The organism is Lysinibacillus phoenicis, assembly GCF_047238325.1.
Lineage (GTDB): Bacteria > Bacillota > Bacilli > Bacillales_A > Planococcaceae > Lysinibacillus > Lysinibacillus irui.
The window spans coordinates 1,215,403-1,238,729 of sequence record NZ_JBDFMP010000002.1; the positions used below are offsets into that span (position 1 = coordinate 1,215,403).

Annotated in this window: 19 protein-coding genes and 1 pseudogene; 5 read left to right on the plus strand and 15 right to left on the minus strand. The window is 38.0% G+C overall.

Annotated features, from left to right (window positions below; all coding sequences use genetic code 11):
* Position 1 precedes the first annotated feature (1 nt).
* The gene (locus ABC382_RS07630; protein ID WP_341385878.1) at positions 2–2,668 is read left to right on the plus strand and encodes a PBP1A family penicillin-binding protein; all 2,667 of its coding nucleotides are present in this window, start codon (positions 2–4) and stop codon (positions 2,666–2,668) included.
* A gap of 154 nt (positions 2,669–2,822) precedes the next feature.
* Here ABC382_RS07630 and ABC382_RS07635 read toward each other — a convergent pair whose 3' ends face one another.
* The 7 genes from ABC382_RS07635 to ABC382_RS07665 form a co-directional block, all read right to left on the minus strand.
* Positions 2,823–3,137: a YpoC family protein gene (locus ABC382_RS07635; protein WP_274796459.1), complete on the minus strand. Its 315-nt coding sequence runs from the start codon at positions 3,135–3,137 to the stop codon at positions 2,823–2,825.
* Positions 3,134–3,796, minus strand: coding sequence for an endonuclease III (gene nth, locus ABC382_RS07640; RefSeq protein WP_274796458.1), 663 nt, complete (start codon positions 3,794–3,796; stop codon positions 3,134–3,136). The genes ABC382_RS07635 and nth overlap by 4 nt, the downstream gene beginning before the upstream one ends.
* A 12-nt stretch (positions 3,797–3,808) precedes the next feature.
* On the minus strand, positions 3,809–4,540 hold the full coding sequence (locus ABC382_RS07645; RefSeq protein WP_312505528.1) for a DnaD domain-containing protein: 732 nt from the start codon (positions 4,538–4,540) through the stop codon (positions 3,809–3,811).
* Positions 4,541–4,617: 77 nt separating this feature from the next.
* Positions 4,618–5,913, minus strand: a complete 1,296-nt coding sequence (gene asnS, locus ABC382_RS07650; protein ID WP_274796456.1) for an asparagine--tRNA ligase — start codon at positions 5,911–5,913, stop codon at positions 4,618–4,620.
* A gap of 28 nt (positions 5,914–5,941) precedes the next feature.
* Entirely contained in the window at positions 5,942–7,135 is a 1,194-nt protein-coding gene (locus ABC382_RS07655) for a pyridoxal phosphate-dependent aminotransferase (RefSeq protein WP_274796455.1), read from the minus strand.
* A gap of 16 nt (positions 7,136–7,151) precedes the next feature.
* Positions 7,152–7,634, minus strand: a complete 483-nt coding sequence (locus tag ABC382_RS07660; protein WP_016994292.1) for a cell wall elongation regulator TseB-like domain-containing protein — start codon at positions 7,632–7,634, stop codon at positions 7,152–7,154.
* Between the two features lie 408 nt (positions 7,635–8,042).
* On the minus strand, positions 8,043–9,467 hold the full coding sequence (locus ABC382_RS07665) for a tetratricopeptide repeat-containing diguanylate cyclase (protein WP_341385877.1): 1,425 nt from the start codon (positions 9,465–9,467) through the stop codon (positions 8,043–8,045).
* Between the two features lie 319 nt (positions 9,468–9,786).
* Between ABC382_RS07665 and ABC382_RS07670 the strand changes: the two genes are divergently transcribed.
* The 3 genes and pseudogenes from ABC382_RS07670 to ABC382_RS07680 all read left to right on the plus strand — a co-directional run bounded on the left by ABC382_RS07670 (position 9,787) and on the right by ABC382_RS07680 (position 12,431).
* Positions 9,787–11,652 carry a multicopper oxidase family protein gene (locus ABC382_RS07670; RefSeq protein WP_412927254.1) on the plus strand — a complete coding sequence of 622 codons (1,866 nt, stop codon included), beginning with the start codon at positions 9,787–9,789 and terminating at the stop codon, positions 11,650–11,652.
* Between the two features lie 241 nt (positions 11,653–11,893).
* Positions 11,894–12,007, plus strand: a pseudogene (locus ABC382_RS07675) (tyrosine-type recombinase/integrase); the annotation flags it as partial.
* Positions 12,008–12,095: 88 nt separating this feature from the next.
* Positions 12,096–12,431: a histidine kinase gene (locus ABC382_RS07680; RefSeq protein WP_312505534.1), complete on the plus strand. Its 336-nt coding sequence runs from the start codon at positions 12,096–12,098 to the stop codon at positions 12,429–12,431.
* Between the two features lie 557 nt (positions 12,432–12,988).
* Here the strand turns inward: ABC382_RS07680 and ABC382_RS07685 are convergent.
* The 4 genes from ABC382_RS07685 to ABC382_RS07700 all read right to left on the minus strand — a co-directional run bounded on the left by ABC382_RS07685 (position 12,989) and on the right by ABC382_RS07700 (position 17,464).
* Positions 12,989–13,798, minus strand: coding sequence for an endonuclease I family protein (locus tag ABC382_RS07685; RefSeq protein ID WP_274796452.1), 810 nt, complete (start codon positions 13,796–13,798; stop codon positions 12,989–12,991).
* Complete coding sequence (locus ABC382_RS07690; RefSeq protein WP_274796451.1) at positions 13,798–14,760, minus strand: S8 family peptidase; 963 nt, start codon at positions 14,758–14,760, stop codon at positions 13,798–13,800. Before ABC382_RS07690 ends, ABC382_RS07685 begins: the two co-directional genes overlap by 1 nt.
* A gap of 372 nt (positions 14,761–15,132) precedes the next feature.
* On the minus strand, positions 15,133–16,341 hold the full coding sequence (locus tag ABC382_RS07695; protein ID WP_341386915.1) for an MFS transporter: 1,209 nt from the start codon (positions 16,339–16,341) through the stop codon (positions 15,133–15,135).
* A 244-nt stretch (positions 16,342–16,585) separates the two neighbouring features.
* Positions 16,586–17,464 carry a LysR family transcriptional regulator gene (locus ABC382_RS07700; RefSeq protein WP_274796450.1) on the minus strand — a complete coding sequence of 293 codons (879 nt, stop codon included), beginning with the start codon at positions 17,462–17,464 and terminating at the stop codon, positions 16,586–16,588.
* 132 nt (positions 17,465–17,596) lie between these two features.
* On the opposite strand from ABC382_RS07700, the gene ABC382_RS07705 reads away from it, so the two are divergent.
* On the plus strand, positions 17,597–18,799 hold the full coding sequence (locus ABC382_RS07705; protein WP_341385875.1) for an MFS transporter: 1,203 nt from the start codon (positions 17,597–17,599) through the stop codon (positions 18,797–18,799).
* Between the two features lie 77 nt (positions 18,800–18,876).
* Here ABC382_RS07705 and ABC382_RS07710 read toward each other — a convergent pair whose 3' ends face one another.
* The 4 genes from ABC382_RS07710 to ABC382_RS07725 all read right to left on the minus strand — a co-directional run bounded on the left by ABC382_RS07710 (position 18,877) and on the right by ABC382_RS07725 (position 23,321).
* The gene (locus ABC382_RS07710) at positions 18,877–20,112 is read right to left on the minus strand and encodes a Zn-dependent hydrolase (RefSeq protein ID WP_274796448.1); all 1,236 of its coding nucleotides are present in this window, start codon (positions 20,110–20,112) and stop codon (positions 18,877–18,879) included.
* A 308-nt stretch (positions 20,113–20,420) separates the two neighbouring features.
* Positions 20,421–20,876: a nucleoside deaminase gene (locus ABC382_RS07715; protein ID WP_341385874.1), complete on the minus strand. Its 456-nt coding sequence runs from the start codon at positions 20,874–20,876 to the stop codon at positions 20,421–20,423.
* Positions 20,877–20,889: 13 nt separating this feature from the next.
* Positions 20,890–21,840, minus strand: coding sequence for a carbamate kinase (arcC, locus tag ABC382_RS07720; RefSeq protein WP_341385873.1), 951 nt, complete (start codon positions 21,838–21,840; stop codon positions 20,890–20,892).
* Between the two features lie 2 nt (positions 21,841–21,842).
* Positions 21,843–23,321 (minus strand): cytosine permease, encoded by a 1,479-nt coding sequence (locus ABC382_RS07725; protein WP_341385872.1) that lies wholly within the window; start codon positions 23,319–23,321, stop codon positions 21,843–21,845.
* Positions 23,322–23,327 lie beyond the last annotated feature (6 nt).

The window sequence follows — 23,327 nt, forward strand, 5'->3', positions numbered from 1 at the left end:
AATGACTGAACGTCGTCGAACACGTGGAGAGCATCAAAAAGCTCTCGCTGAAAAAAATAAAAAGAAAAAGAATAAACCAACTTCATCCGCTAAGACATGGTTTAAACGTATTTTCTTAGCGATCTTAGCTATCGGTGTGGCAGGCTTCATAGGAGGAGCTGGGTTATTTGCCTACTATGCTAGCACAGCACCAGAGCTTGATGAGGAATTATTAAAGGACCCTGTTTCTTCAGAGTTCTACGATAAAAACGGTGAACTATTCGCAACAATCGGTGCAGAAAACCGTAAATATATAAAATATGAAGATATACCAGAAGATATGGTTAACGCTATTCTAGCAACGGAAGATGTACGCTTTTTCGAGCATCACGGGATGGATTTTTATCGTTTAGGTGGTGCTATTCTTGCCAACTTCCGTGATGGCTTCGGTGCTCAAGGTGCATCTACCCTAACACAGCAAGTTGTGAAAAACTCTTTTTTACAAAATGAGAAAAAATTAAAGCGTAAAGCACAGGAAGCATGGCTAGCCTTTCAGTTAGAGCGTAAATATTCAAAAGAAGAAATTTTTGAAATGTACTTCAATAAAATGCTCATGTCAGGTCGTATTTATGGCTTCGGAACAGCAGCACAATATTTCTATGGGAAAGAATTAAAAGATTTAACATTAGATGAAGAAGCCTTATTAGCAGGGTTAGTACAACGACCTAATGCTTATAATCCATTAAAAAATCCTGAGCTTGCAAAAAAACGTCGTAACACAGTTTTAGGATTAATGTATCAACATGGAAAAATAACTAAAGCTGAAATGGAAGAAGCAAAGAAAGTGGAAGTTCAAGCAGGTCTTGCTGATGATGCAACACGTCAATCATTTGCTGGTTCCAAATATGATGCCTTCCTAGATGTCGTGATTAATGAATTGGAAGAAAACGGCGATGGAACGGCGATGGCAGAAGGGATTAAAGTTTACACAACACTTGATCCAGATGCCCAAAAGGTTGTAGAAAATGTCATGAACGATGACAGTAATTTCCCTACTGAAGAAATTCAGTCTGGTGTTGCGGTTATCGATACAAAAACGGGTGCGATTCAAGCCGTTGGTGGTGGTCGCCATTACGGTGCTGAACGTGGCTGGAACTACGCAGACGACCTGAAAAAAAATCAACCAGGTTCTACAATGAAACCATTAGTTGACTATGGTCCAGCTATCGAATATTTAAATTGGTCTACAGGTCAAACACTTGTCGATGAGCCAATGAATTACACAGGTACAAAACAAACTATCACAAACTGGGATGGCCGATATATGGGTGCCATGACTGCTCGTAAAGCTTTATATGCTTCACGAAACGTTCCTGCTGTCAAAGCATTACAAGAGGTTGGCACTGAAAAGGCCAAGGAATTTGTAGGAAATTTAGGCATTAAAACAGATGATCTTTATGAATCGGATGCAATTGGTGGAGGAGCTATTACAATCTCCCCTATCCAAATGGCAGCTTCTTATGCAGCTTTCGGTAATAACGGGGTCTACACGGATCCACATGCGATTTCAAAAATTGTCTATCGTGATGGCAAAACATCTAAAAACTACACACCTGAATCTAAAGTTGCTATGAGCGATTATACTGCTTATATGGTAACGGATATGCTGCGTGATGTAGTGGGCAATAAACCAGATGCATCTGGTACTGCTGCCAATGTACCTGGCTTAGATATTGCAGGTAAAACAGGTACAACAAACTACTCTGCAGAAGATTTCAATAAATATAACTTACCGAATACAAGTGTGCCTGATTCATGGTTTGCTGGTTATACAACAAACTATTCCATTGCGATATGGAGTGGGTATGAAAAACATTTTGATCCAATTACAACATGGGAAGAACGTCGATTACCACAAAATTTATTTAAGTCGATAATGCAAGAAATTTCAGCTAATGTTGAAACAGCAAGCTTTAAAAAACCTAATTCGGTTGTAGAAGCAACGATTGAAGTAGGCTCTAAACCACTAAAATTAGCAAGTGATTACACTCCTAGTGAATTGCGTCAAACAGAGCTATTTGTACGTGGAACTGAACCAAAAGAGGTGTCGACTGTCTATGAAGCACCAGAATTATCAACACCTTATAATGTTTCGGCAAGCTTAGATTTAGAAGCACAGTCCATTAATATTTCTTGGGAACATGATGCTATCGTAGATCCAGAAACGGACGAACCATTACCAACTTCATTTGAAGTCACTGCTACACGTGATGACGGTCAAACGTTTGCTCTAGGCACAACTGAGAGCAAAGGGTTAACCGTTGGCAATACGCTAGAGGATGGAAATTACACAATCTCTGTCGTAGCCATTATGGACGGCACACGTAGTGAACCTGGTACAACTACTTTCCAAATCACAAGCACGTCTGAAGAAGATTTAGAAACGAAAGAACCAGATGAGCCAGAAATTGATTTACCAATAGATCCTGGGCAAGAAGACAATGGTAATAACAATGGCAATGGTGAAAATGGCAATAATGGTAATGGCAATAACCATAATAATAATGGTAATGGGCAAGGTAATAATGGCAACGGAGGAGACCCTGGCAATAATAATGATGGCAATCTACAGCCGACGACTCCAACCGAACCTACCAACCCAACTGAAGAAGATCAAAGCACAGAATAAACGAAAAAACCGAGAAGCACATGATGCTGCTTCTCGGTTTTTTATATGAGCGGATATAGAGGCTATCTGTCAGATTTAACGCGCTATCCTTCACTTTTTTCGCTCTATCCTTCACTTCATGTCTTTTATCCACTTCCTGCACTTATCAATAACCCTAGCTTTTACTAGCTTGAATTCGCAAGCGTGCTGTCCGCTTTTTTGTCTCCTTAAATAACTCATCTAGCTGACGATAACATGCATATTGACCAGGCTTCGCTTTGATAAAGGCTAGTCGTTCTACGCCATTAATCGGTAACACTTCATCCCCTGCAGCATGTACAAGTTGTTCAAACAACTCAATTGCTTCCTCCATTAACTGCTTAGCCATGCCGCTTCTTGTATCATGAGCTGTATGGATTGTCGATTGCAGAGTTGTCCACTTGGTAAACCATGCATCTACTTTATCTTTTGCGATGGCCTCACTATTCATGCTTCCTTCACCAAGCCCTTCTTCAAACGTTTTTGCCCTTCCCGACAATCACTGAGTAAAGGACAGGTATGGCATCCTGGATTTTGAGCCTTACAATGGTAACGCCCAAAGAAAATTAACTGGTGATGTGTTTTGGACCATTTATCCATTGGCGTTTTTTTCATAATCGTTTCTTCTACTTCTAGTACTGAATCTTTCCATCGACATAGGCCAAGACGTTTGGACACACGCTCGACATGGGTATCCACTGCAAGTGCTGGAATATCAAAGGCCACTGAAAGCACCACATTGGCGGTTTTTCGTCCTACACCAGGCAATGTTACCAGTGCTTCTCGTGTTGCAGGTATTTCACCACCATACTCATCCAACAAACGTTGGCATAAAGCCTGAATATTCTTCGCTTTATTGCGATAGAGACCAATAGAGCGAATATCCTGCTGCAATTCCTCTAACGATACAGCTAAGTAATCTTCTGGCGTTTTATATTTTTGAAATAATGTTTTTGTCACCTTATTGACTAGTACATCTGTACATTGGGCAGATAATAATGTCGCAATAGTCAGCTCAAAGGCATTGTCATGTACAAGCTCACAATGTGCATCGGGAAACATTCGATCCATTTCATCTAGACAATGCTCCCACTGTTTTTTCGTTAACAAACCGGATGCCCCCTATTCTCTTTCTTCTAACCAATTGTAAAATGGTACTTTATTGGTCGATTGTGTTGATTCTTGTTGTACTGTTCGAGCTGGTGCTCTGTTAAATGTCTGCTTCTCACGGAACTGCTCACTTTGCTTTTGAGCAGCTTGAGGTGTCGTTATATTTTTCTTTTTCCACTCTAATAAAATGCGATCAATATAACGAATACTCAGCTTCCCAGCAAAAACAGCCTCCTTTAGGGCCTCTTTAATGAGTGCTGGACTATGCTTGTCCTCATCAAGCCAACATCCTATTTTTTCAAGCTCTAAAGGAGATAAAAGGCGTCCCATTTCCTCTTCAAATAGACGAAAAATCTCTCCTTCTTCCTGACGAAGTGTCGCTGCAGACGTTTGCTGCTCTTTCATATCGATTATCTGCACAATTCGCTCCCAAAGTGGATATACAGAATATTTTTCATATAAACGACCACTCGTATCCACATCTCTCGTAATTTCGAGGAAGCCTTTTTGCATTAATCGTTGTAAATGCTTCGTAATATCATTGTCAGGCATCGTGAGACGATTCTTTAGATCATTAGGTGTTGGGAAATCATTCCCTTCCATATGAAAGGCTAGTAAGTGCATGACAAGGAGCGCCTCCTCATCCTCCATATTTAACTCCTTATAAAACTGAAAAAAAAGCTGAGGAATTGGAATCATTCTCTGCTCAGTCCATGTACGGAGTCGATGATTATTTACGTTCATGTTTCTCCAGACTCCTTCTTTAAGTAAGTAGAAAAGCCGCGTAGATAGTTCACTACGCGACTTTTAAATTGATTAGCTTATGGATATAAGCGGTTCAGTAAACGTGGGAATGGAATTGTTTCACGAATATGCTCTGTGCCAGAAATCCATGCTACAGTTCGCTCTAATCCAAGTCCGAAGCCTGAATGCGGAACAGAACCTTGTTTACGAAGTTCTAAATACCATGCATAGGCATCTAATGATAGGTTATGTTCCTCTAGGCGAGATTTTAATAAATCATAGTCATGGATACGCTCAGAACCACCAATAATTTCACCGTAACCCTCTGGTGCAATTAAATCAGCACATAATACAACATCATCACGGTCTGGGTGTGGTTGCATATAGAATGGTTTAATACCTACAGGGTAACACGTAATAAATACTGGTTTGTCAAACGAATTGGCAATTGCTGTTTCGTGTGGCGCACCAAAATCATCGCCCCACTCAATATCGTCAAAGCCTTGTTCGTGTAGAAGCTTAATAGCATCATCATAAGAAATACGAGGGAATGGCGCTTGGATGTTTTCAAGCTTCGATGTATCACGGCCTAATCGCTCTAAATCTAATTTGCAGTTTGCCAGAACAGACTGTACGATATGCGCTACATATTGCTCTTGTACTTCTAAATTCTCTTCAAATTCCACGAATGCCATCTCCGGCTCGATCATCCAGAACTCGATTAAATGACGACGTGTTTTAGATTTTTCAGCACGGAATGTTGGACCGAATGAGAATACTTTCCCTAATGCCATTGCAGCCGCTTCCATGTAAAGTTGACCAGATTGAGATAGATACGCATCTTCATCAAAATATTTAGTATGGAATAGCTCTGAAGTACCTTCAGGCGAAGATCCTGTTAAAATTGGTGGATCCATTTTTGTAAAACCATTGTTGTTGAAAAATTCGTATGTTGCACGAATAATTTCGTTACGAATTTTCATTATGGCATGCTGTTTACGAGAACGTAGCCATAAATGACGGTTATCCATTAAAAATTCTGGGCCATGTTCTTTTGGTGTAATTGGGAAATCTGTTGCTGCATGTAGTACTTCAATTCCTGTTACAGCAAGTTCACAGCCAAAGCTTGAACGTTCGTCTGCTTTAACCTCACCAATAACATACATAGAAGTTTCTTGCGTTATCCCTTTTGCCGTTGCAAAAATTTCTTCGCCTACTTCTTCTTTCACTACAACGCCCTGCACGAAGCCAGAGCCATCACGTAGTTGTAAGAAAGCGATTTTTCCGCTTGAACGTTTGTTAGCTAACCAAGCGCCAATTTTGACTGTTTCACCGATATGCTGAGGCATATCTTTAATCATAATTTTTTTCATAGAAATCCTCCAAAGTCGACTAGAAGGATTAGTCTTGCCATTTTGATTTAACAAATGAATCAATACGGCGGACTGCCTCTTCTAATAAGTCTAAAGATGTAGCATAAGATAATCGCATTGTAGTTGGCGCGCCGAAGCCAGAGCCTGGAATCACTGCTACGTTTGCTTCTGTTAAAATATCCGCAGCAAATGCATCTACTGAATCATAGCCAGTATGAGCCATAGCTTCTGCTACATCTGGTAATAAGTAGAATGCACCCTGTGGTTTTAATACATGGAAGCCAGGAATTGCACTTAACTGTGGATAAATTTTCTCAAGACGAGATTCAAATGCTTGTCGCATTTCTTCTACTGCGTCCTGTGGTCCATTATACGCCTCCACAGTTGCATATTGTGCAGTTGTTGTCGCATTAGATGTTGAGTGTGATGCAAGGTCAGTCATTGCTTTAATAATGTCTGCGTCACCTGCAGCATACCCAATACGCCAGCCTGTCATAGAGTGAGATTTTGCCACACCGTTTACAACGATTGTACGTGCTTTCACTGCATCAGAAAGTTGTGCAATTGAAAAATGCTCAATACCATTGTATACAAGCTTCTCATAAATTTCATCTGACACGATTAAAATATCTTTTTCTTCTGCAACAGCAGCAAGTTCTGCTAGCTCTTCACGAGAATAAATCATGCCTGATGGATTGCTAGGTGAATTGATAATAACTGCTTTCGTTTTATCAGTCACAGCCGCTCTTAGTTGATCCGCTGTAATTTTATAGCTTTGTTCACGTGTACCTTCAACATATACAGGTACACCGCCAGCTAATTTCACTTGTTCTGGATAAGACACCCAATAAGGTATTGGAATAATAACCTCATCGCCCTCGTTTAAAATCACTTGGAATAGCGTATATAAAATATGCTTTGCCCCTACACCAACAATTACTTCGTTTGGTTGATAGGCAAGGTTATTGTCGCGTTGAAGCTTATCAATAATCGCTTTTTTCAGAACTGGTAGTCCGCCAGCAGGTGTATATTTTGTATACCCTTTTTCCATTGAATCAATGGCTGCATTTAAAATGTTTTGAGGTGTATTAAAGTCTGGTTCACCAGCCCCAAGACCAATAACATCAATACCTTGCTCTTTCAATGCTTTTGCTTTTGCAGTAATAGCTAATGTTGAAGATGGTGTTAAAGTTTTTACACGTGTTGCTAATAAATTTTTCATCCGGGATCTACTCCTCTTATAAATTCGTAATGCGCTTCCACCAGTCGCCATCCTTAAACAAAATATAGACATAGTTGAGCTGATCATGGTCGTTTAGATATGTAATTTCCCAAACAGCGCCAGGCTCCTCATAGCCTAATTTCATATGGAGGACTTTTTGGACATTTCCTTCATTTTTAAAAACCGATAATGCTTGCTTTTCCGTAATACCATCTTCTAATAACACTTCCTGAATGGAATCCTCGTCCAGATTCGTCGGAACAAAGACAGCTTTTTTATCACCGTATTCGTCTACCCCGAACACAGTAACATACGAATGTTTGCCATTATATGTGTAGGACTCCGATACAATTGCGAGGGCTTTGGCATCAAGTGCCAGCTGTTCAGCCTGCTCTTCAATTGAACGGAATGGAGCCTCGGCTTTCCAGAGTACTAAAATGCTAATGACAAGTGACAACGAAACAATAAAAACAGAAATGAAAATCAACCAGTTTTTCATCTATTCACCCTATGTTTCACATCAAGCATATTTCGCATAACACATAGCCGATGTTTGCGTGTGTCTATAATTGCGTAACTAATCATTTTGCTTTCCATTTTGTCAACCTGCTTTCTTTCCGCATACCACAACATTATACAACAAATTTGTGCTGTCGTGTTTCTTAATTTCATATATTGTACGTTGCTAGAACAACGTTTTCAAATGATTGGCGCAGTAAATTTCATTCTACATTTTTTCAGGCTTGTTTAAAGAGCTCCTCTTTAAAAATTTGTGCCATTTGCAAAGTTCCGAACATCTCCTTTATTAGAGAGCATCTTTTTTCTCTTCTGTTTCACTTTTGGTGCAAAAGCAACTACTACAACAACATAAAAATTCCTATTCAACAATGAATAGGAATGAGTATGCCTATGATAGCTCGTAAAAAACACAGCTGGCACGGCCATTAGCTTTCGCCTGGTATAAACAGCTATCTGCCTGTTCAAAAAGCTCCTTGTAATGATAATTTTTCTGATCGTTGATACAAGCACCCATACTTACCTTTACAGGGTAGCTTTCTTGTTCTTGCTCCAGCTTCAATGTAAGTAAAAAAGCATGTGTATTTTTGACAAGTGATTTAATATAATCCTTTTGTTGATGTCTCATACAAATGATAAATTCATCTCCACCGTAACGAATTATTTTCACATCTTCGTCCTGTAAAAACTCCTCTAAACCATTTGCTAATAGCTGTAAAATCATATCGCCAAACAAATGACCATGCATGTCATTGAATAGTTTAAAATAATCAATATCTAGCACAGTAATGCACACATAGCATTGCGTAAGTTTGGCTGTATTTAACCACTCCTGTAGCTCAAAATCTAAAAAATGACGATTTAATACGCCTGTTAAAGGATCATAGTGGGCTTTTTTCTCCAGCTTTTCCTTCTGCCGCTTAAATTCCAAATTCATTACTTGTTGTAGTAAATTAGCAACACTCATTTTCTCTGTGAGATCAATGTATTCACGCTGTAATTCAAAGATTTCATCTCGCCAATCCAATTGATACAATACGTTTAATAATAATCGCATTACTTTTTTTGTATTCGGCTTATCTCCATAGGATTTGGCAAGTTCTATAGCCTGTTTGTAATAGGATACTGCTTCATCAAGCTTTTGTTGCTTTTCATATAAAAAACCATAGCCAAACAAAGCCGCTACTTTTTCACGCTTATGGTGATCAATAATGTCAGACGTTAATGAATCGTCAAGCAATGCCTTCCCCGTTTTAAAATCCCCTTCTAAAATATAAACATCTGCTAAATTATTATTAATCCGTATATCGTGCAATTTTGCTAAATCAGGCATTGATTCCGTTAACGACCTATTATACTCCCTCGCCAATAGCCCTGCTTGAAGTGCCTCTGTCGTACAGCCCTTCTCTACCTCTAAATAGCATAAATTATTATGACAACGAACAAGCATAATGGGGTCCTGTAACTCCTGTGCGTAGACAATGGCTTTTTTCGTCATCTCCACTGTTTTTTCACGTATGTCAACCAAGTCATAGATTAATGACATCACTAAATGGTAATGCATTAAATCTTTACTAGAACCATATTTTTGACAAATGGCCTCATAATCATGTATAAGGCTAACCATACTTAAGGTATCGCCTAATGAATGATGAACTAATATTTTTTGAAAGTATAAATCCAATATATACGTATAATTATTGTTCTCTAAAGCTATTAAAAGACCTTGATCTGCTAGTTTTAATGCCTCTGTTAAGTACCCCTTTGCGCGCATTTCCATGATCGTTTTATTTAATTCTTCTAATGTTAATTCCACCGTCTCACCACTTCTCCAAACCCCTATATCATCCAATTTCACTTCTACTTTCTCAATTATAAGGCATATTTATTTGCTTGGTATGTTTTTCAGCAACATACCAACTATTACCTGCGTTTCAAAAATCTCTAGGCATAACAATATATAATCTTATATCGGTTCACCTTCCACCTAAATAATAAGAAAATGCACCGCAGCTAAAATTTTTATGTTTTTACACATTTTTCTCCATTATTGTCCTCGTTACCTATTGTTTTCACCCATATGATGAGATAATGAGCAAATTTAAAGTATTGAAAAGGGACGTGATGTTGTGAGTATGCAAACAAACCCCTCTGATCCAGCAACTATTCCAAAATTTGTAGATGAACTTCCAAAACCTGTCGTAGCTAAACCTAAATATTGTCGAGGGCAACAAAAAAATGATTATTATGAATTGGTCATGATGGAAGGCGAGCACCGTTTCCATAAGCATTTTCCAAAATCTTTAATTTGGGGTTACAATGGGCTTTATCCGGGGCCGACCATTGAAGCTACAAAAGATAAAACCATCTATGTGAAATATAAAAACCAGCTACCCTTACAGCACTTTCTGCCAGTAGACTTTACGCTCCACGCTGCCAACGATTCACAAGAGGTAAGAACCGTCACTCACCTACATGGAGCCAATGTGGATTGGGAAAGTGATGGTCATCCAGAGGCGTGGTACACAAGAGACTACCGCCATACTGGACCAAAATTTACTAAAGAAATACATGAATATACTAATCACCAGCCAGGTACTACTATGTGGTACCATGACCATGCAATGGCTTTAACACGTCTAAATGTATATGCAGGCTTAGCAGGCTTTTATTTATTAAGAGATGCACTTGAGGAACGTTCTAATTTACCTTGCGGAGACTATGAATATCCGATTTTAATTCAAGATAAATCATTTAATGAGGATGGCTCCTTGTTTTATCCAGATGAACCACCATTCCCTGTTCCTGTCCATCCCTCCATCACCCCTGGCTTTGTTGGCAATACAATCGTTGTCAACGGAAAACTATGGCCCTATTTAGAAGTGGAGCCCCGTAAATATAGATTTCGCTTTCTCAATGGCTCCAATCGTAGGGGCTATGTCATCGGACTTTCAAATGATCAGCCAATGGTTCAAATTGGTACAGACGGCGGATTTTTAAACGCACCCAAGACCATTCAATATGTTGAGCTTCTACCCGCTGAGCGTACAGATATCATTATCGATTTTTCAAGCTGTGAGGGACAGGAAATCACCTTAATGAATGCTGATACTGATTTCAGTGATGAACACACAAATGTCATTATGCTATTTAGAGTTACACTTCCTTTAAAATGTGAGGATACAAGTGAAATTCCAGAAAGACTTGCTGTTTCCATGGATCTTCATCCACACCATGCACATATTGAAAGACAATTGCCACTGACAGCTACAACCGATGAATATGGCCGACCAATGTTATTATTAAATGATCGTATGTACCATGATCCAGCAACAGAAAAACCATCTTTGGATAGTGTGGAAATATGGAACTTTATTAATGCTACACCTTTCATACATCCTATTCACTTACACCTTATCCAATTTAAAATTTTGGAACGAAGACCTTTTGACCTTGAACGCTATCAAAATGAAGGCATCGTAGAATTCACAGGGCCTCCTGAAGAACCACGAGACTATGAGCAAGGTTGGAAGGATACCGTGAAAGCAGATGCTGGTAAGGTCACTAAAATTATTATGCACTGGAAAGATCATATCGGTCATTATATGTGGCATTGTCACTTCCTTGAGCATGAGGACCACGATATGATGCGTCCTATTCTTGTCATGAAGGATGTCCACGCAGTCCAACAACCACATGCAGCAGTTGAACACGCTACCCAACATCAAGAAAAGACTGCTACAGCAAATACAACTAGTACGACAAATGCTACTAACACCACGACAAGTACTACCCATCATAACGAGTCTCCCGCACCATTATTAAATACTACAGAAGCTCGCTTACATGAGGAAAAGAGCGAAGATCCTATAATTGAAGAGGAATCTATTACTGTTCATGTAGGAAAAAATGCACAGCAGCGACCTCCATTGCTCATGCCATCATTTTCAACTCAGTCTAATAGCAATAGGCTACAGCGTCGTAGAACAAGAAGATTTTAATTAACAGGTTCCTTCCAAGGAAAACCACCAAGTAATTAAATAGACTAAACTAATAAGAGGATATTATGTTCAATATAAGAGCGTATATTCTCTTTTTATCCATATTAGATTTGTTATTTAGATATTGAAAATATAGTTTAATATGTATATAATGAAACTTTTTTGGCGGCAATGTATGTAGCCTACAGTTAGTGAAGGCTTTAGACCAAGTAATATTTAATAACTTTGGAGGTTAAGTGCTATTAAGGTCCAAGAGGTTATCTTTGAGAACAACAATAAGAGGTACATATTGCTTAATCAAAAGGGATTTCCAGTAATGCCAGCTATGAAATATTTAAAGTATTTAGACAAAACATGAAAAAGCCCTAATACTTAGAGTTTGACAAATTGTAATTATTAATAAATATAATCTTGATACTTAATCATGGCGGAAGGAGAGGAAAATGAAAAAAAAAATAATTATCTTTAATCTATTATTTTGTATAGTAGTTATTTTTGTTAATTACAGTTATTTTAATTCTAAATCTCGAAACGCTATCGTATACAACTATGTGGAAAACTATATTGAAATTAACTATGGCATTGGTAGAGAAAATTTAAAATCTGAAGAAATCAATTACCTAAGAGGAATGGGGTTGTTTGAAATAGAAGTTAAAGATATAGAAACTAAAAATGATTACTTTTTTGAAGTGGATATTAGAGATGACTATTCATTATATTATATAAAAGATCTTACTGAGCTTCATCGTAAAAATCATCCTAAAAATCAAGCTGATTAAAGAAAGTTTATTTCAACAGGTATCAGCAATATTTTGAGATAGATATAAAGTTTAACAATACAACAATATACCCCGACTTATAAAGCATTCTTGAGAGAGTGCTTTTTTATTATGTTTAAAATTAACTGAATCAATTTCATAAATCATCTTTGTCAAAATTTTAGAAGGCTACTAAATCGATACCTGCATTTTAAGAGAGGAAAAGGAATTGGTATTGTTGAAGATTAGATCACAGAAAATGCTCAAACTTTTTTATAAAAATTAAACAATACTTCACAGAGGAAGCATCCGTTTTCATCAATCTTTTTTCAAAAGGGATTCTTCTTATTAGGGTTTTCGAGGTATTTTGGCTCAAGATGTTTATAAAAAAGACGGTAAACAAAGAAAAGTCCCCAAACAACGGTTTGGGGCTTGTTATCAATTTATAAGTCAGGGCAAAAAAATATGCTTGTGAACGAAGAGTGGATTTAACATGTAGCAATTATACCATTAGTTGCGTTTAATATAAAAAAGCGAACACTAATTCCCTTGTACTTTTATAAGGGAATTAGTGTTTTTTAATTTGTTACGAAATTTTCTGCAATCTCTGGAAAATCAATAAATGGGTTCCGATTGCCTTGAAGTTCATGGATGGCTAAGTTGCGATGCTTTTCATAGATAGATACTGGGAAAGATTGATGCCATTTTAACAATAAAGAGACATTCTCTAGTTCTTTTTTTATAGTGTTTGGATACCGAATTAGGAAATAGAGTGTTGCTCTAGCAACGATTCCTTTCCCGTATTCTGGTTCGAATTTACTTCCTTCAGCTTTGCCGCAGCCATCTTTGATTCCTAAAATTAATCCTTCAGGGACGTAATCGTGGAAATCGTAGTAAGGGTAGTTGCTGCGACTGCTATTGCAGGTCGTTTCGCAGGCGAATAGATGATGCAAGTCTCCTCTCATCGGTTCTTTTTTATCGAACCATGATTGAGGCACTACATGTTCACAGTTTAATAAATCATCCGAAAAGATGCTGATTAACCCTTTTGCCTGCATTTCATGGAGCCGAACGTCCTCATCTATGACAGAAAGTGGATCCATTCTATTTCCAGAATAAAGGCTTTTTAATGAACCGTTTTCCTGCAAATCAACCCAAGGGTACACATAACGGTGCGGGCTGTAGTTTAACTGATCTGTATGTGTTTTTTCAAGCAATGTATGAAGGCTGTCTAAAAGATTAGCATCCGTGAATGAAATGCTCTGATAGTATTGATTTCTGACTTCCTTATCTTTCTTTTCATCATAATAGGGTCGATTTTCCTTATAGTTTAAAAAGTCTGACTTGGCCGTTTCCCATTCACTGTATAACAAATCTAGTTTTTCCATTATATTTTCAACGCCTGTGCAGATAATTTTTGGTTGAACACATCCGATAAGTATTCCTCTGTTGTTAAGTACAGCAATCCGTTGCCTTCGAGTTTTGGCGAGTTTCCTAAAGGAATCGTTCTCTTTATTAATTGTGCATACAGCTCAGCCTCGGTCAGATTTCGCTCAAAGTTTCTGTTGGCACTCTCTTTTATGAGTGCAAGTGCACCGGATATATGCGGTGTTGCCATCGAAGTTCCGCTTAGTTTTGCATAAGTTCCGTTTAAATACGTTGAAAGGATTTCTTCACCAGGGGCTACTATGTCGATTTCATTATTCGAATTTGAAAATTCAGAAGAACTGCGTTGCAGGTTAATGGATCCGACGCTGATGACTTCATTGTAGCAGGCAGGATAGGCCAATTCATTTGAAGAACTCTGTCCATCTCCCTCATTACCAGCAGCACAAACTACTAGAATTTGATTAGTGATTGCATTTTGAATAGCTTGGTGTAACTCAGGTACATCGACAGAACCTCCGAGGCTCATGGAGATGATATCCACCCTTTGTTCAACTGCATAGTTAATACCATTTATGATCCAGTCGTATTGCCCTGATCCACTTTTATCAAGCACTTTTAAAATCAATAAACTTGCTTCAGGTGCAACACCAACTACTCCTGTGCCGTTACTGATTGCAGCAATTGTGCCAGCCACATGGGTTCCATGGCCATTATAATCGGTGTATACATCAGGTTGTCCATCATCATCACGAGTGAAATTCCGTCCGCCGATAATACGCCCACCCAAATCAGGATGGGTCACGTCGCAGCCTGTGTCCAATATCGCAACAGTGATTCCCTTCCCTTTAGAATGCTCCCAAATTTTTGGTGCTGCAATAAGTTCAATACCTTTTGGCACCATTTCGACCACTTCGACCACTTCATTCACTTGATACGGAATTAAATGTAACTTTTGCTCCATTTGTATCCCTCCTGAAAGAATTAAGTTTCAAGTGTATCCTTGGTATTTAATAATAGTTTAACAATTCTGAATTTATATAAACAGTTACAATAGATGGATTTTTATCTAACTATCGGAAATTTTTACAGTGAAAATAGTATTGGTATCTATTAGTCAATCACACATGATAACATCTTAAAGATTGTGAATGTTTGTACTTAAATTAAACTGCGTTAGTATTACAAAACAGGTGCTTATGATGTTCCATAATCAGGCGCGATTGTTGAGCAAGAAGAAAATGGTGATACATATTATATATGACTAATATGTATCACCATTTATATTTTACGACTTTTACAATTTAGGTCTTGATAAAACTAATGGTGGTTTTTTTCATCGTTTAGCCTCTAATCGCCATAATCTATTGGTCAGGAACGCTAACAATAGGACAACCACACATATCATGAGGATTGGTATATAAATATGGCTACGAAAGTCCTCAAATAGGAAGCCATATCCTATTTGCCCAAGAGGAGCCATACATTGTGATACTGCCATCATAATGGCCATAACCTTCCCCATTTTTTCATTTGGCGTTTCCTTTTGGACAAGTGTCATGACGTAGATGGAAATCACCGTCATGATCATCGCGATCACAACAGCACACCCTATAAATAGAATGTATGAAGGATAAAGACCCATTTGTAGCGACGGAGGCAAGACAGCAATAGCCATAGGGATTACGAATAAAGCTGTCACAAACATCCAAATGTATAGGCTGTGTATGCGAAGCTTTGTGGCAAAATAGCCCATTGCTAATGCGCCTAAAATGGTTGCCAAATCTATGCTGCCCATTCCAATTCCATACAATGTATGACCAGTTTCCATTGTGACACGAAGGATTATTGGCACACCCACAATGAATAGAGGTGTAAAAAATAAATTCAATAAAGCGGCTAGTAATATGCATTTTAAAATAAATCTTTGCCTTATGACATAGCTAAACCCTCCTTTCATATCACTGATCAATGTACGTACTAATTGTCCATGATAATCACGCTGCTCAAATGGTATCGTTATAAACATTTCTAAAATAGCTGTTAAGAAAAAAAATAATCCACTCATGATGACAAGAATTTTCAGACCAAGCACCCCATATAAGATGCCCCCTAGTACTGGTGCAGTCACACCAGCTAATGCTTGAACCCCGTTAATGATTCCATTGGCTTGTTCAAGCTTCTGTTCTTCAACCAATAATGGAATACTAGCCATGACAGCAGGTGCGTACATCGCACTAATAAAGGAAAGTAACACAAGGACAAGGCCGATCCCTAACACAGAATAATTATCTGTCAGTAACATACAATAGAAAATTAGAACAATAAAACTACTAATAAAATCATATACAACCATTAAATTGCGTCGGTTAAAACGGTCTGCTATAGCACCACCAAATGGTGTAAATAAAATAGGAAGGCTTGAAATAGCAAAGAGCACAGCGAAAAGATCTGCCCTTCCCGTTAAATCCAAGACAAAAAGTGATAGGGCAAATCTTAGGAGGGCTGAGCCTAAAATAGAAATAATCTGACCAACAACCATCATTAAAAAATCTTGGGAAAAGCCTATTACTTTAACGGATCTGTTCAATTAAAATCACCTCTCACCATTTTAGACCGACAGTCGGTCATTTACGACTGTAAAAAAATGTAGGTACAAGATGAAGAAATGAAAAACTTCTTTCACCTGTCCTACATATATAGACTGACTGTCGGTTTATAATAGTATATGTGAACTCTTCAAAAAAAGGAACTTTTTTCTACAATTTTTTTTAACAGTCGTTTGTGCTTTAGCCCGTAAAATATTCTTTGAGTTGTTCAATAAAAGCTGTCGTTGCTTGACTGACATAGCGATCTATTCGATAAATAATTGATAGGCTACGGCTTGGGGCACCATTCAAGATACGTATACTACATAGATTAGGATCATTCATTTGTTGTATCAAGGGATAAGGTTGCACTGTCACGCCAATATTTTCTCGAACAAGATTCATAATGGAAGTAACAGAACTTGTTTCAAGAATAGTATGCAGCTGAAAACCATGTGTTTTTACAGCATCTTCTACCACTTCTCTCCCAAGAAAACCTTCTGGATACATAACCATCGGAAGCTCCTTTAATTCGGCAATTGTGATTGCAGTTTGCTTCGCCAATGCGTGCTCTTTTGAAACGACTAACACATATTCCTCCCGACATAAAGGAATCATGACCAAACGATCATCCGCCTCTACATTCGTTCCAATTCCAATGTCCACTTCATTTTCAAGAACTTGCCGCATAATATCAATGGATGCTAGTATCTTCAGTTTTACCTTTGGAAATTTTTCATGAAAATCAATAACAAGCTGTGTAATCCGATAGTCTAAATCTGAAGGCATAATTCCAACACTTATTTGCCCACCTTGCAGCTCCTGTAAATCTTTAATAGCATCTTTGACATTTTGTAATGTATTAAGCATTTCTGTAGCATAGCTAAACAAAAGAGAACCAGCCTCTGTCACAACAATTTTTTTACCTATCCGATCAAACAAAGGCATACCCAGTTCATTTTCTAATATGCGTATTTGCTGGCTTAATGTTGGCTGTGATATACCAAGTTTCTCAGCAGCTTTTGTAAAATGTAGCTCCTCACAGACCGCCATAAAATAATGAAGATGACGTATTTCCACAACGACCACATCCTATCATAGTTTATAACTATTATTGTAATAGTAATAATAGTATTGTTCAATCATTCAAATTAGTTTAGACTTCAATTGGGAAATCTATTTATTTATTTGATATAACGGAGTTGAAAGAGAATGAATATAAAACGTACGATTGTGCCGATTATCGCTATAATTTTAGCTTCTTTTAATTTAAGACCGGTCATCACCTCTGTCTCCCCTTTGTTAGGAACGATCCGCGAATCATTAGACATGAGTGCGGCTACCGCTAGTTTGCTAACATCCTTGGCAGTGCTGTGTATGGGCTTATTTGCCCCTTTTGCTATTAAACTTGCCAATCGTTGGAGCATAGAGCGGACCATTGCCTACTCCCTAATTCTTATTGGACTAGCAACAGCTGCCAGATTTTTTGCTTATTCTAGCTGGGTGATGCTTCTAACTGCCTTTTTATCCGGCATCGGTATTGCAATTGTTAGCCCTTTATTATCTGGCTATATTAAAGAGCAATTTTCAAATCCTTCTCGTATAGTTGGTATCTACTCGTTAGCATTAGTGGTAGGAGCTGCATTAGGCTCTGGGCTTACGCTTCCATTAAATAATATGTTTCATTCCTGGCAAGTTGCTACTGCCTCTTGGGCTATTCTCGCTCTCATCGCTATATGTTTTTGGTGGAAGCCAATCGAGCATAAGGAGATTGCTACTCCCAACCAAAATACTTTGGATCGAGACATTTATAGGAAGCACATGTTAACCAATCAAAAGGCTTGGCTTTTAACAGGCTTCTTTGGCATAATGGCCTTCATGTTTTATACCATAATGGCTTGGTTACCACCAATTGCCGAAAATATGGGCTACAATAAACGAGATGCTGGTATGATGCTGACACTATTAACAGTCGCGCAAATGCCGGCAACGTTTTTAGTACCTATTTTAAATAACCGCTTTCAGCATAGAGCTGTATGGCTCCTCGGCTGTTCAGCTTTAGAATTAATTGGTCTATTGATGCTATTGTTTAGTTATAATCCTTGGCTAAGCAGTATTTTAATTGGTCTTGGTGCAGGTGGGCTATTTTCATTAGGTCTAACATTACCAATTGATGAAGCCAAAGATATTCAGGAGGCTAGCTTCTTAGCCGCTATGACACAATCGGTTGGCTTTGTATTTGCTGCACTTGGACCTTTCTTTGTCGGTCTCATACGTGATTTCACAGGCAATTTTACAACTGCCATTATTGGTATGATTATTATGGTCATTGCGATGATGCTCATTCAAATCAAAATTGGCAATCAGAAGAAACCGATTAACCATTCTGTTCACATAAAAAAGACGACTTTCTAGTATGGAAAGGTCGTCTTTTTATTGACTAGATTATAAACTACTTTAATCCTCCAAAAATTGCTAAACAAAGCCCAACTTTAGATGACAGAAGCCGATCTTAAAACAGCTTCTTCTAGGACATCTATCCCTAATAATATATCCTCCAAATCTGTATGCTCATCTGGATGGTGACTTAATCCATCTAGAGATGGAATAAAAATAAGGCCAACTGGTCCGAGTCTCGTCATATTCATGGAATCGTGTCCTGCTCCACTTTGCATATAATGATAGGAGAGTTCCTTTTCGACACAAATAGTTTCGAGCTCTTTCATTAGAGTTGGAGAAAGTAGGACAGGCTCCTCTGAACTAATGACATTGTATTCAATGGAAAGCTGTCTCCTTTCTTGCACGTTTGTAATAGTTGTATACAAATGTTGAAGCACTCGCTCTCTTGATTCTACAGAAGATGATCGAATATCTACTGTCAGCTCTACTTCCCCTGGGACAACGTTCATGGAACCTGCTACAACGTCTAATACTCCTACCGTTGCCACTGTTCCAAACTCTTGCTCTGCTATCGCTGCTTTTTCCAATTCTAATGCCAATTCTGATGCACCTAAAAGGGCATCTTTTCTCATATTCATCGGTGTCGTGCCTGAATGGGACGCTTTCCCATTTAATTTCATCAATAAACGAACTGGTGCGGCAACCCCTGTTACAATACCAATTTTCTTTTCATAGTTAATTAGCAATGGTCCTTGTTCAATATGTAATTCAAAAAATGCATGGAATCCTTCTTCTACTCTTGTTGCTTGATCAATACTACTAAAATCAAGTCCACAATGTGCAAATGCCTGTTCCATGGAAATACCATCTCGATCTACTAAATGACGGTACTTTTCTTTCTCTATCAGACCCGCCATCGCTTTACTTCCAACTGTTGAAACACCGAATCGGGAGGATTCCTCACAAGCAAAGGCGATAATTTCAATCGGATGCTTTGTCACAATAGAACGCTCATTTAATCGCTTTATAATCTCAAGTCCAGCCGTTACGCCAACAACACCATCATATTTACCACCTTGATAAACAGTGTCTAAATGGGACCCTATAACAACAGGCTGTAGTCCTGGTACACTACCTTCTCTTCGAGCAATAAGATTTCCACAATGGTCAATATGAATTTGAAGATTTTCATCTTTACATAAACGAATAAAAGCGTGTAAACAAGCCTGTTCTTCATTCGTATAAGCAACTCTCGTAATCCCTTTCTCTCCTGAATTATATTGATTCATATTATCTAGTAATTGTTGATATCGTTCTTTATAGACCATGTAAACAGCTCCTTCTTATGAATTACGAAGATGAAAATTTGACCCAATAATGCTCGTTGCCCTACTAATTACGCCTTAACGCAATGGCTGCTCAATGCTTTGCTTTTCATACAAAAAATATTGCTGAATCAAGTTAACAGCATGATTATTTATTTCATTGTACCAAGAATCTTACAACTTTTTGTTTAAAATTAGAAAAGGGATTCTCCTTGACGAGATCCCTCCTCTAATGTATGTCTACGGAAAGCTTTGAGCAGTCCTAATTTTGTTAGGCTTGAATGCTCAAAGCTAGCTAACGGGTTATTATTTTACTTCTTCTGCCATTTTTTATTAAAATGCACGAACAGGTTGTCACAGTCTTCTCTAGTCTCGATTTTGTGCATGTTTAGCACGCTTGTATCTTTACCTGAAAAATAGTCGCGTATATGCATATCAGAGAAGCCATTTTTGTGAGCATCTTCTGCTGTATTGCAATAATGTACTTCCTTAATACCTGCCCAAATAATTGCTGAAACACACATTGGACATGGCTCACAAGTAGCATAAATAACACAATCAGATAAGTCCATTGTTCCTAACTTTTTAGAAGCTTCACGAATAGCCACAATTTCTGCATGTGCAGAAAGGTCTGTATCACGATTCATTGTATTCCCTACAACGGCAATGATTTCGTCACCTCGTACAATTGTTGCACCAAAAGGTCCGCCAATATTTTGATCGATACCTTCTTTTGTTTTTTCAACTGCTAATTGAATATAATCCATACCGTGAATCCTCCTAGTTAATAATATGAGTACCAGCTTGATTATTAATTGCCTCTTTTAGACTTTCAGGGTTTGTAATAATCACTCGGTGACCACCATTTTCTATGAAGCTTAGGCTCGCTTCAATTTTTGGAAGCATACTTCCTGGTGGGAACTGATTATCTAGAACATGTTGCTTTGTTTCTTCTACTGTAATTTCTTCAAGTGCTTGTTGTTCTGGCTTACCAAAATTAATAAACACACGAGGAACACCAGTTGTAATAATTAAGGAATCTGCATTTACTTGTGCTGCTAATAAGCTTGTCGCAAAGTCTTTATCAATGACTGCATCAACGCCTTCATAGACATTATTTTCTTTTTTAATGACTGGAATGCCACCGCCACCTACAGCAATCACGACATAATCATTATCAATTAATGATTTAATAGCATCCTTTTCTACAATATCAATTGGTTTTGGTGAAGGCACAACACGACGATAGCCGCGACCAGAATCCTCTACCATTTTCCAATCAGGATGTTCAATTAACATTGCATCCGCTTGCTCTTTTGTAAAGAACGAGCCCACCGGCTTTGTAGGGTTGATAAAGTTTGGATCATGTTCATTAATTTCAACTTGTGTAATGACACTTACTACTTTTTTATCAATTTGACGCTTAGATAGTTCGTTAATTAATGCTTGTTGAATTAAATAGCCAATTCCACCTTGTGTATCAGCCACACAGTTTACTAGTGGTACTGGTGGCATACCAGCTACCTCGTTAGCAATTTCACTTCTTTGTAATGTGAAACCAACTTGTGGTCCATTACCGTGTGTGACAACTACTTTATAGCCCTCTTGAATCATATCCGCGATATGTTCGACCGTTTGTGCAACTGCCTCTTGCTGACTTTGAATAGATTCACTTCCGCTATCTTTAACTAACGAATTACCGCCGATTGCTACAATTACTAATTTACTCACAACTACACCCCTACTTTATTTTCTACACTATTTTGAACACTTTGCTGATTGAATTTATATAGCACCGTATATAAAATAAATGACATGATTAGACCGCTGAAGAATGCAAAGTCATTTAGCTTCACTAAGAACGGTACACCCTTAAGAAAGGCACCAGACATTGGTAACAGGAAGCTAATCAAAAGGACGATACACGCGATGATATTATAGCCAGATTTATAGGCTCCGTTTTTTCCCTCTTCTACGTAAAGCATTGATAAATTTAAACGTCTTTTACGCTCGATAAAGAAGCTAGACAACATAATACCCACTATTGGACCAAACATAGAACCTATGAAACTATAAAAGAAGAATAAAGTTTCTGTACTCGATACTAGTTTCCAAGGTAAAATGATTGTTCCAATAACAGCTGTTAAAACACCTGCAGATTTCACTGTAAATACTTTAGGGAATAATGTTGTCATTTGTAATCCAGATGGTAGTAAGTTACCAAAAACTACAAAAGCTGTTGCCCCTACATTTAATGCTAAAATTAACACCACTACAGAGAATGGATTTTGAATTTTATCAATTGCATCGACGATATTAAAAATTGGTTGTCCGAAAGCAATCTCTGTTCCTGCAATTAAGCTAATACAAGTGATAGCAAATAATAGATAAGAACCGATCATACCAATAGATAAACCGTAAATCATCGCTTTTGGTGATTTTGCTCTATGCGTATAGTCTGCAATATTAACCACGGGACCAGCCCAGTTCGAAACCAACGCACTGACACATGCAATAAAGACTAATGGACTTTCCATTGTTGCAGAAGGTTTATATTCTAAAATTGGTCCAATTCCACCAGCAATATTAATTGCCCAAATAGCTGCTCCAATGATGAAGATATAAACAATCGGTGATGAATATTTACCAAAGACAGTTAACATATCCATGCCACCTAAAAATAGCAACACTGTAACTAACCACAAAATGCCATAGGAGATCATTGTTGGAACATCTAAGCCAAAAATATTGAAGTCTCCACCGATAGACATATAATTCGGAATGAATCTTGAAAATAACACATTAAGGGATTGAGCACCTACAACTGTTGTCGTCCCAAAGAATACAACCCCAGCAACCAATCCTCGACATAATGCTGGTATAATAGAACCTTTCACTCCAAATGAATCTCTTAGTAATATAGCGAATGGTATACCATATTTAGAAGCAGAATATCCATTTAATGCGTAACCTGCAGAAACAATCACTGCCGAAAGCATGATGGCTAAGAAAACTTGATTGACAGATAATCCTAAGATGAAAAATCCTGCCACCGTCATATAAGACATAATATTGTGAACTGCGCCCATCCAAACTGTGATGTAGTTAAAGATCCCCCAATCCCTTTCCTGAGGCCCTTTTGGTAATAGATCTTCCGAATAGCCAAGTGCTCTATAGTCTTGATTGGACTGTTCAATTTTTGTATGTTCCATAATAAG